The sequence below is a fragment of the Pedobacter soli genome (genome assembly GCF_900101435.1).
GTDB classification, from domain to species: domain Bacteria; phylum Bacteroidota; class Bacteroidia; order Sphingobacteriales; family Sphingobacteriaceae; genus Pedobacter; species Pedobacter soli.
This window is the reverse complement of sequence record NZ_FMZH01000001.1, coordinates 46,952-58,731: the sequence shown is the minus strand read 5'-3', so window position 1 is coordinate 58,731 and position 11,780 is coordinate 46,952. Positions and strand designations below refer to the sequence as shown.

Sequence of the window (11,780 nt, the reverse complement as noted above, 5' to 3'; positions counted from 1 at the left end):
AGTACCTAAATTAGGCTGTTGCAATTGATGGGCACACACACAGCAAATCGCAATCCTAACCAAATGTTTTTATTAAAATCATGAAACCTCATTTTCATAAAGTTCCTATTACCCTTCAAAGTTCTTTTAGTATTCGCCATGATATTAAACCAGATTTTGGCAATATCTGGCATTACCATCCGGAGCTTGAATTGCACTATGTAATTAAAGGTGAAGGTGTACGGTTTATCGGCGATAACATCAGTAATTTTGTTCCTGATGAAATGGTTTTGCTGGGCGAAAACCTGCCGCATACCTGGCGTTGTAAAGATGAGTATTTTCAGGGCAACCCCGATTTAACTACCGAGGCCATGGTGATCCATTTTCTGCCAGATTGTTTGGGGAAATACATGCTCACATTACCTGAGGCTTACCTGATTCCGAAATTATTTGAAAAGGCAAAGAGTGGTATGGTGATTAAGGGTAAAGCCAAAGATAAACTGATCGATTTAATGCGTGCCGCAGTTGATGCTACTAACCTGGACCGGATTATTATTCTGCTCTCGATTTTAAAAACACTTGCTGAAACGGATGAATATTCGACCATTGTAACAAGCAAGAATACATTTTACCAGAGCAATGAATCTGAAACCCTGCGGATCAATAAAATTTGCAATTATACCTTAAGTAATTATAAAAAAGATATCACATTGGAAGAAGTAGCTTCGTTAAGCAATTTGAGCGTAACTTCTTTTTGCCGCTACTTTAAGCTAATGACGAAGAAGACATTTTACGATTTTCTGATCGAAATCAGGGTAAGTCATGCTTGTCGTTTCTTAATCGAAAACAAATTACCTACCGAGATGATCTGCTTTGATTGCGGCTTTAACAATGTTTCAAACTTCTACAGGCATTTTAAAAAGGTTACCGGAATGACTCCGCTGGATTATAAACGGAAGTATTTGAATTAAGGTTATCTGGAAGCTGGTTGATGAAACACCAACCACTAGATAGCGTTAGACCTCGCAGGTTTTAAAAACCTGCGAGGTCTGGCTAGAAGGTGTCAGATGTTACCATCTGACACCAAGTATTGCTATATAAACACTTCGATATTTAAATCGCTTCGTAAAGCGGTATAATCATCAAACAATTTTTCTACTTCTTTAACTACATTTGGTGTAAATGCGCCCACATTTCTACGGGTAAAGGTCGAAATGTTTAAACCGCGTTTTTGCAGGAAATATTTAGAGACTACCGGGTAAACATTATGCATTACATCCATATTATCAATCAGGAATTGTTGCACAACTGCCACTTCATCTTTTAAATGGTTATCGTTATAGTGGTCGCAAAGCCAGACAATCAATTCTGGAAAATAATTGCCCTGAATGCAGGATAAGCCAGCTGAGCCTGCTTTGAGTGATTCTACAGCATGAACCACGTAAGCGTCGTACAAACCAAAAGCATGGCCTTCGGTCAGTTTTAATTTTTGTTTAATGGCGGCAAGATCCAACGAAGTATCTTTATGGTAAATTACACGACCGGTAGCCACAAAATCGGCCAGTTGCTCGGGTTTTATCACTCTTTTATAGGGTACAGGGCACTCGTAAAAGCCTAAAGGGATATCGTCTGTTTGTTTTAGCAAGTCGAAAACACGCTCACTAAAAATCTGATCGTTTTCTTTTTCATCAGCGAGTAAGCTGGTTATGGCAATCACTGCTTCAACACCAGTATCGCTCACTGCTTTTACAAAATCGGCCTGTTGGGAAATGGGGCCGCCAAAGGTTCCTGTAGCAACAACGGGTACTGCCCCATTAACTACTTTGATAACGTGTTTTATGGCCTGAATACGTTCTTTATCGCTTAGTTCGAACATTTCGCTCGAAAGGCAGTTGGCAAATAAACCCGATGATCCGGCCTGCAAATAAATCTCTGTAAGCTGGGTAAGTGCCGGATAATCGATATTTCCGTTGCTTAAAAAAGGCGTAAGCATAACCGGGATGAACCCTTTTTGTGAGTTTTCCATTGTATTCTGATGTGATAAAATTGTCCTAAATAATTGCCCGATTTAACCTTAGCCAGGTTTTAACTAGCAGTCTTGAATTTTCTGTTTTTAATTTTCGTCAGGAAAAGCCCTGCTAAAAAAATGGTTAGAGTACCGGTTACAATAATCATGTTTTTATGCAACGGATTTCTAAAAGCTTCATATTCCGGAGGAAGAAGGGAAGAAAATGTCATCCATATAATTACGGCAATGCCGATAATAGTTGCGGTTATGGCTTCGTGGTTTTTGGTTTGCCGACTTATGATGCCCAATAAAAACAAACCCAGCATACCAGCGGCGAAGATGCCCGAAAGCTCCCACCATACATCCAATATGCTTTTTACCCCAATCATGGCAATGCCGGCAATCATGCCCAATAAACCAAAGACTACAGTTGCGATGTGCAGCAGCGATAAATTCTGCTTTTCACTGATCTCGGGCTTAAAATACCTTTTGTAAATATCGACCGAAAAAACGGTTGCCGAAGCATTCATTCCTGAACTGATGGTACTCATGGCTGCTGATAATATCGCCGAAACTATCAGCCCTACTAATCCTACTGGTATTTTAGTCACCATAAAATGCGGCATAATTTTATCGCCGTAATCTGCCGGTTGCAAAGCGTTTTGCACTTTTAAAATCTCAGTTGCAGAAGCATGTAATGGCAAGCGCTCTATCGCTACCTGGTGTTTGATCGATTGTACCAGTTCGGGGTTAATTTCATAGTAGGCAAATAAGCAAGATCCTATAATAAAAAAGAGTAAGGATGCCGGAATATATAGCCATACACATAGCCAGATTGATTTCGAGGCCGCCCGGCTTGATGAAGCCGTGTGGTATCGCTGGATATAATTCTGATCCATACCGAAATTATTGAGGTTGATGAAAAAACCGTAAAGCAGTACCACCCAAAACGACGAACTGATAAAATCAGGTTTAAAGCTTCCCAGGCTAAATTTATCGGCGGTTTTACCAATCTCTACTATTTTCGCTACCCCACCAGGCATATTGCTGATCACAAGATAAAGGATGAGTAAAGCACCAAAAGTCTTTACGATGGCCTGCACAACTTCTGTCCATATTACCGCTTCAATTCCTCCTAAAACGGTATAAACGATGATACAGACGCCCATTACAATCATAATCATTTGCATGGAATAGCCGGTTAAAGCCTGTAAACTCAAAGCGATGCCGAAAAATATAGAGCCCATCCTTGCCAGTTGCGTAAGCAGGAAGCAAACTACGGCATATACCCTTGCCCAGGCACCAAAACGCTTTTCGAGATGGGTATAGGCCGATATTTCGCCCGTATTTCGGTAAAAAGGCACAAAATATTTGGATGCAACCCACGCGGCCAATGGCATCGAGATGCTAAATACAAAGGCATTCCAGTTACCACCAAAAGCTTTTCCGGGTACGCCCAAAAAGGTATTGCTGCTTAAAAACGTTGCATAAATAGATAAACCTATTGCCCATCCGGGAATAAGGCCCGAAGCTTTTGTAAATTGCTCGGAATTTTTATTTTTCCGCGAAAAATAAACACCAACTAATATCATTCCAACCAGGTAAATGGAGATAATCGCAAGATCGAATATAGGCAGACCCTTCATTATTGGTTGGCTCGTTTATTAATTTGGTTAAAACAAATATGCACGTCTAAAAAACAGTATTCATATAAGATTTTGGCTACATATTGTACCATCTTATCTTATTGAACATCCAAAGCATCAATACTCAATCCTTTGGTTTCAATGGCAGTAATTCTTAACTGATAGGCACCTGCGTTAATCATACTCCCCGTATTGGTGCTAAAATAGTTCCATTTACCAGCCTTGGTTGGTGAAAATTCTGCCTGCTCTGTTTTCATTAAAGTACCATCGGCCGACAAAAACTCGAGTTTAGCTTTGAGGTTTTGTTCAAAAGGGTTATGATATTTAATGGTTAAAGAATAAGTATCGGCAACGCCTACAGCGATATTCCAGGCTAAAACAGCATCAGTATTGGCTTTAAAAGTAACGCGCTCCTTGCCCATCAACTCTTCTTTTGTAATGTTATTGCCTTTTAAAATGGCATCGGTAGCCTTGTAGGTGGTAGTATTTTTTAAATCGTAAGCAGGTTGTAAATGTGTAACCGGTAAAACGAAAACAGTTGCAGTTCGGCTATCAAAAATGATCCGCTCGTTTGGATTAAGTCTTTTGCGGAACAGCTGAAAGTTTTCTGCTTTGCTGTTGATCAGGACCGTCTTAGTATCTTCAAATCCCGTTGGAGCGCTGCTGTTGGGGTTTAGTGCCACAAAGGTATCTACTGTATCGGTAGCAGTAAATTCGATCCCCTCCTGCCCGCGCGAAGCTTTTAGCCACTCGGCACCAAATAAGTTGGAAGGCAGGTTGGTAAAGTTTGTTTTTTCGTTGGTAAATTGTGCCTCTCCGATATCCAGCCAGTTATGCAGCTCTGCATTTTTAATTTTGGTTAAAAACGATTGGCTTGCTGGTGCAGGCTTAATGTTTTGATTTAGGCTGGCAATGGCTATGGCTGATATTACCGCCTGCCCCACTTTTATTTGAGGAAAATGAATCGTTAAAGCACCACCCTTAACGGTTGTTTTAATGGTTTTCTTCAATATTGTATTGCTACCCGCTTCTTTCCAGATATCTAAATCTTTAATGACGGTTTTGCCATTAAAAGCCACATCGAATAAGCGCATGCCTTTCGCATCTAAACCACTACCTATGCCCAGCCAAGGCTCTATAAAATAAAGTTCTACCAAATAATCGCCATCAGGTAAAGGAAAGTGGTATTTCAGCTGATCACGGCCATACCTGAAAGTCTGGAATAGTTTCCAGTCGGCTGTGCCTGCAATGGGTTGAAAAGTACGGCGCTGACTGGCGAAAAAAACAGGTACGCCAGGAAAATCTTTAGTCCAGGAGCTTGAACCAAAACAATCGTTCGCCGTTAAGTTCCTGTCGGCCGCCCATTTGTTACCGTTAGCATCAGTGTAATCATCGCCGCCACAGTTTAAACGGTAAACATAGTGGTGGTTTTTTTCGGGAACCGTTATTTTTTTGTCGGTAACCAGTTGATTAAAATCAGGGCTTTGTGGTAGATTTTGTAAAACGAGCTGATCTTTGGCGACAACTTTTCCGTTAACATAACCTACTGCATACAAAACATTATACTTAATATCAGGCTTGTCCCACTGAAAATGGGTGCCGATTACCCCTCGTTTTTTTTTGCCTAAAGATTGTCCGTTAATGTCGTTAAAAAGCTCTACTTCATCGCAATTGGAATATACCACCACACTATCTTTTATCCCAGGCGTGCTCCAGCGGTTTGGCCAGGTATGCGATACGATATACACCATCGGTTGTGTTGTTTTTGGCGCATAGTTGGCCCTAAACATGTAAAAAACATCTGTAGGTTCTTCCCAGGGCGTAAACATACCTTTATAATTTACAGGGCCAATGCGGTCTAGATCCCGAAGTCCTTCGCCACCCTGAACACGTCCCGGATTATCATGCGAGCTATACAGCCAGAAAAAATGACCTGCTGTTTTATCTTTTACCGTTTCGGCAAGGCGCACTTTGGTTTCCATCAAACTGGTCATTTTATTTTCGGTATACCCCTTGCCAGCTGCATCAACATCATGCAGATCGAGGGTTCGCCAGGCGCCATACTCGCCTACCAAAACCTGTCTTTGCAGATCTTCGCCATAAGTTAAGGGATTGCCGCCATAGGTGCCTGTCCAGTTTTGGGGTACATCCCAATCGGTCCCTTTACCGCCATTACAAGTGGTTACTTTCCTTTGTGAAGATGCGGTTGGATCGAGTTTGCGGATTAATTCGGTGCATTCCCGGGCGAAATCTTCAGGTAGAGTACTTTCGTTTTCCAATCCCCATAAAACCACAGCCGGGCTATTTCTTCTTTCCTTTACCCAATCGGTTAAGAGGGCTTTGAAGTTTTTTCTAAACTCAGGAGTATCGTACCAGATGTGCGCAGCCATTTGTGTCCAGCATAAAATCCCTTCCTTATCCCAATAATCTGAATACAGCAAGTTGTGCGGTTGATGCGCATCACGGAAGGCATTAAAACCTGCAGCTTTAATCTGCATTACGCGCGAGCGGATCTGCTCATTACTAAAAGCATGACTCTGGCCGATTAAATGTTCATATTCGGCAATCCCATTAATAAAGACAGGTTTTCCGTTTAAGAGAAATACTTTCTGATTGGCCTGATCGCTTATTGGCCAGCTAATCCAGCGGATACCGTAAGGTGTTTGCTGTTCATCTACCACCGTTCCATTTTCAATAAGGGTGGTTTTAAGGGTGTAAAGATAAGGAGTTTCCAGCGACCATAATTTGGGATTACTGATGGTAGCCGTTTTTTGTGCCACATCAATTTCTTTCCCTGGAGCAAGATGAACGGTACTCTTTAAGGTTTGTATCACTTTTCCATTCGCTTCTGTTAACTGATTGATCAGGCTGAGCGATCTACCTTTGGAACCATAGTTTTTAAGGCTTGTAGTTAAATTTAAAACAGCAGCCTTTTCTGAAATTTTATTGTCGTTCCAGATGTGAACGCCAAAAGGCTCTACCCGAACTTCATTGGTAACGATCAGGTTTACAGGTCTGAAAATTCCCATAGGCTGCGAGCCTTCTGAAAAGCCTCGTTCAGTAGAGCAACCGCCGTCAACCCAGGGTAAATCCTGAATGTTAGCCGGATGATCGGCCCTCACCGCCAGTACATTTTCTGTATTATTCAGTTTAATCGCAGCTGTAACATCGAGCGTAAAGGTAGTTCTGCCACCTGCGTGGTAGCCCACCTTTTTGCCATTTAACCAAATAGTTGCATAAGAGCCCACTCCTTCAAAATATAAAAAGAAGCGTTTCCCAGCCTTGATTTCATTTGTTTTAAAACTTTTGCGGTACCAGGCATAACCATGTTTGTTACCATGGAGTTTGCGTTGATAGCCTTCGTACTGATCCCAGTTGTGGGGTACATTTACATTTTTCCAGTTTTTTGTGTTATAAGCGGCTCCCTGAAAACCCTCAAAAGCATTTATATTTTTTTCATCGGCAACAGTAAGCCAGCTGGCGTTTAAGGAAATCGTTTTGCGTATTGGATTTTGTGCATTAACGAAATTAATGCTAAATAAAGACAGCAGCACAACAATTAGATATTTGCTATAGTTTGGTTTGTGTAGACACGAACCAAAGCGTTTGAAGTATCTGTTACAGGAGATTGCTTCGTCGTTCCTCCTCGCAAAGACGATTTTATTATTCATGTTTTAAAGCAATTTCAAATCCCCGTTCAGTTTATAGGTTTCGCCTGCTTTGGTGTGCAGTTGTACCACTAAATTTTTATAATGCAACCTGCAATCTCCACCAGTTTTAGATTTAAGTGTAAAAGAAGTTAATGTACCTTTATCCCAGCTCAAATCTACCTCAAAACCGCCTCGGGCTTGTAAACCTTTGATGTTACCCGTAGGCATCGCCGTTGGCAAAGCGGGTAAAATATCCAGATAACCCTGATGGCTTTGCAATATCATTTCGGCTATCCCGGCTGATCCTCCGAAATTGCCATCAATCTGAAAAGGTGGATGCGCATCGAATAGGTTTACGTAAGATCCGGCTCCATTATTGGCTGGTTTCATTAACATTTTTACCAGTTTCATGGCATGGTCGCCATCTTTAAACCGGGCCCAGAAATTTATTTTCCAGGCTAAACTCCAGCCGGTTGCATCATCTCCGCGATACAAAAGCGATTGTTTGGCAGCTTGCATCATTTTAGCATCACCATCCCAGGTAATGTCGTTGCCAGGATAAACACCCCACAAATGCGAAACGTGACGGTGTTTATTGGTTGTATCATCTTTATCGGTCAGCCACTCCTGTAACTGGCCGTATTTACCAATCTGGTTAGGTGCCAGTTGTTTTAGTTTTTCCTCCAGTGTTTTTTTGAAATCCGCATCAGCATGGAGTACATCGGCAGCCGCAATACAGTTCTTAAAAAGCGAGCGGATAATCTGGTGATCCATAGTTGGTCCGGCTACCAAACCTCCATTTTCAGGTGAGTTAGATGGCGTACTGATTAACCAACCTGTTTTAGGATCTTTCACCAGAAAATCTACAAAGAACAGCGCTGCCTGTTTCATTGAAGGGTAAGCTTCTGTTTCGAGGAATTTCTTGTCCTGGCTAAACTGGTAATGTTCCCATAAATGCTGACTTAACCAGGCCGCACCGCTCATCCAGATCCCATGGTTAGAAGCATTTATAGCAGCGGTTCCGTTCCATAAATCGGTATTGTGGTGTAATACCCAGCCGCGCGCGTTGTAATATTGTTTTGCAGTTTCACTACCAGTTTTGGTTAGACCTTTAATTTTCTGGAATAAAGGCTCGTTTAAGGCCGATAAATTTAAAACTTCTGTTGGCCAGTAATTCATTTCCAGGTTAATGTTGGTGGTGTATTTACTGCCCCATGGCGGGGTTAGCAAATCGTTCCAGATGCCCTGCAAATTGGCTGGTTGCGTACCAGGTCTTGAGCTCGAGATTAACAAATAACGGCCATACTGCATGTACAAAGCTGCAAAGGCAGCATCGTTGGCGCGTGCAAATTTTTCCAGGCGCTCATCAGTAGGTAATTTTTCATTTTCTGAACGACCAAAACTAACCTCAAACTTATTGTAGTATTGCTGATATTCTTTAATGTGGTTCCGCTTAATTTCAGTATAGGTTTTCCCTTTCAGGCTGTTTAATGCTTTAACATTGGCGGTAGCCGGTGAGCCTGAAACATCCTGCGCATTAATAAAATTGGTGCCTGCGGTTAAATAAAGTGTTACTTCATCGGCCTGATTTACACTGATTTTTCCGTTTACAATTTTTAAACTGCCTTTTTTAACAATAGCTGTTAACCTGCTTTCTCCTTTTAATGCACCATTTTTAACCGCAACTGTTAGTGCAAGTGTTTGCTTATCCAGCATTTTAACTGTCGACTGGCGGTGCGGGCTTGATAATTCGGCATCGAAGCTGATTGCTTTAGGTTTATCGGCAGTTAAATGAATAACTACGGCCTGGTTGGGTTGACTGGCCAAATATTCGCGCTGATAGTTTACTCCATTGCTGGTGAAGGTAGTTTTAGCAACCGCTGTGCTGATATCTAGCGAACGCTTGTAATTGCTTACCAGTGATTTAGTAAGTTTAAAGTATAGGTTTAAGTCGCCAAAGGGTTGATAACTTCCCTGGTATTGTGGTATAGCAGGTGGGTTTTCGTCCTGTATTTTATATTTCCATGCTTTTTCCAGTGAAACTCCTTGCGTAATATCTGATCCTACAGGATAAATACCAATTTTCTTGCTGGTGTCTTTATAACCAACCAAACCGCCTTTATCGGCATAGTTAAGCACCTGAATCGCGATGCTATTGCTGCCTGTTTTAATCAGTTTTGCCGGAATGGTGTATTTTCTTGGTTCGGTATTATCGGTATTGCCTACCAGTGTACCATTAATGTAAGTAAAATCCTGATCGCGAACACGGTTAAGATCGAGTACCAAATCTTTTCCGCTCCAGTTTTCGGGCACATTGAAAGTAGTTCTCAGCCAAACTGCCCCATCTAAATTGGCTAATCCAACTGTTTCCCAGCCATCAAAAGCAGGTACCTGAAGGGTTTTCCAGCCTTTGTCATCGAAATTAGCCAGTGCTGGATTGCCAGTTAAGCCTTTGCCGGCTTTCATCTCGTTTACCCAGGTATTTTTGTCTCCGGCTTCGCTTTGTAGGCCCATAAACTGTGCCTGTGCAAGCGTTTCGGCTTCTTTTTGTTTACCTTCAAAAAGTAGTTCTCTAACATCGTTTAAATATTTATAGGCACCTTTGCGGTTGTAATCTCTTGGCTTTCCGGTCCACAGCGTTTCTTCGTTAAACTGGATATGATCAACCATGGTACCTGCAAAAAGCATCGCGCCAATGCGGCCATTCCCAATCGGTAATGCATCTGTCCATTTTTCTGCAGGTTTATTGTACCACAAAGTATGGTTGTTTTCCTGCGCCCATCCATTCAATTGAACGGTTACCGCTAAAATTAAAGTGCCAAGTAAAAATTTAAATTTCATGTTATTGTCCTTTGTCGCCTGAAATAATTTCGATGGTGGCCGTTACTTCTTTTTCTTTTTTAACAGGCGTTTTCACCCTTCTGAAATTATTGTTGCCTAAAAATATGTTTTTGGTTTCAGCGCCGCTCAATTTCAGGTAAGTATTTATTTCGGCAGGAGGAAAAGCATTGTATAAAAACAGGTCAGAAACATTGGTTAAATCAATTACAGCGGCATTTGCAGGCACTTTGTAACTTTTTAAAGCATCTATAACCAGGTTACTTACTTGAGTGGCTTTTACAGCAGGACCAATTTGCGTATTAACGGCTACATTGTGTAGTTCGATATCCGTAGCATTTCCAATCGAAAAACCACTTTTTGCATCCAGGTTGATGTCGTTAAAAGTAATATTGCTAATGGGCATTTCTTCCAGCCCGTTTAAATAGGCTGCCTGGTTTACCTGCCCGGTAATATTGGCGAAATGAATATTCCGGAATGCCGGAGTACGTTCTGACACAGGCTCAACCTTGGTTTTAGCGTATTGCATATCGAGTACAATGGCTTGCTCGCGGATGTTTTTCATGATGATGTTACTCACCCTGATTTCCTCCACTACACCACCCCTTCCGCGTGCAGTTTTAATGCGGATGCCGCGGTCAGTTCCATCGAACACACAATTGGAAATGGTTATTTTACGCACATCGCCCGACATTTCACTGCCAATTACCACGCCGCCATGACCTGAGAGCATAGTACAATTGGTAATCACGTAGTTTTCGGCCGGAGCTGCCATTTTCCTGCCTGGCGCATCTTTACCCGATTTGATGGTAATACAATCGTCGCCCACACTGATGTGGCAATCGGAAATGTGTACGTTTTTACACGATTCTGGGTTAATTCCATCGGTATTGGGCGAATGCGGATTGTTTATGGTTACCGCATGAACTTTCACATTCTCACAAAACTCCGGATTAATTGTCCAGAATGGTGAATTGCGAATGGTAATGCCATCTATCAACACGTTTTTGCAAAACATGGGCTGGATAAACGGCGGACGTAAAAAGCCACGTTTCATTTGTTTGGGATCGTCAGGTAAAATGATATCCTTATTCAGACTGGCAAAGGTGGTTTGCCATTTGGAAATTGGCTGACCTTCTTTATAACCTTCAACAAAATCCCACCATTTTTTGCCATGACCATCAATAATACCACGGCCAATAATCGAGATGTTTTCGGCTTTATAGGCATAAAATAAAGGCGAAAAACTGGTTACATCTACCCCTTCGTATCGGCTTTTAACCATCGGAAGGTAATCGTCAAAGTTATCGCTGAAATGCAGTTCGGCTCCGGCATCAATTAAAATGGTAATATTGCTTTTTAAATGAATTGGCCCTGTTAAATATTTACCTGCAGGGAAATAAATGGTACCTCCACCAGCTTTTGAAGCAGCATCGATCGCATTTTTAATGGCTGTAGTAGCCAGCTTACTGCTGTCGTTTTTCGCTCCATATTTGATAACATTATAGTATTCCTGTGCGTTAGCACTAAGGTAACCAGTTAAGGCTATTGCAAAAATTAGGATCTTGATTAGATATTTCATCTGATTTAAATATTTTACTGTACCATCGTCCTCGTTTGTAACGAGGATGAGCGGGAAGTGCGATTGTATCGCTCTAG

Annotated in this window: 6 protein-coding genes; 1 reads left to right on the top strand and 5 read right to left on the bottom strand. The window is 41.7% G+C overall.

The annotated features are described in order from the left end of the window. Positions 1-80: 80 nt before the first annotated feature. Positions 81-950 carry an AraC family transcriptional regulator gene (locus tag BLR37_RS00215; protein ID WP_039479064.1) on the top strand — a complete coding sequence of 290 codons (870 nt, stop codon included), beginning with the start codon at positions 81-83 and terminating at the stop codon, positions 948-950. 122 nt (positions 951-1,072) lie between these two features. Here the strand turns inward: BLR37_RS00215 and BLR37_RS00210 are convergent, their stop codons facing one another. The 5 genes from BLR37_RS00210 to BLR37_RS00190 all read right to left on the bottom strand — a co-directional run bounded on the left by BLR37_RS00210 (position 1,073) and on the right by BLR37_RS00190 (position 11,703). Beyond that, positions 1,073-2,005 (bottom strand): dihydrodipicolinate synthase family protein, encoded by a 933-nt coding sequence (locus BLR37_RS00210; RefSeq protein WP_090763016.1) that lies wholly within the window; start codon positions 2,003-2,005, stop codon positions 1,073-1,075. Positions 2,006-2,064: 59 nt separating this feature from the next. Then, on the bottom strand, positions 2,065-3,579 hold the full coding sequence (locus tag BLR37_RS00205) for a sodium:solute symporter family protein (RefSeq protein ID WP_244154553.1): 1,515 nt from the start codon (positions 3,577-3,579) through the stop codon (positions 2,065-2,067). Between the two features lie 152 nt (positions 3,580-3,731). Further along, positions 3,732-7,304, bottom strand: a complete 3,573-nt coding sequence (locus BLR37_RS00200) for a malectin domain-containing carbohydrate-binding protein (RefSeq protein WP_090763010.1) — start codon at positions 7,302-7,304, stop codon at positions 3,732-3,734. A gap of 3 nt (positions 7,305-7,307) precedes the next feature. Then, a complete protein-coding gene (locus BLR37_RS00195; protein WP_090763007.1) occupies positions 7,308-10,124 on the bottom strand; it encodes a glycoside hydrolase family 95 protein in 2,817 nt (938 codons plus the stop codon). Position 10,125: 1 nt separating this feature from the next. After that, a complete protein-coding gene (locus BLR37_RS00190) occupies positions 10,126-11,703 on the bottom strand; it encodes a glycoside hydrolase family 28 protein (protein WP_090763004.1) in 1,578 nt (525 codons plus the stop codon). Between the last annotated feature and the right edge of the window lie 77 nt (positions 11,704-11,780).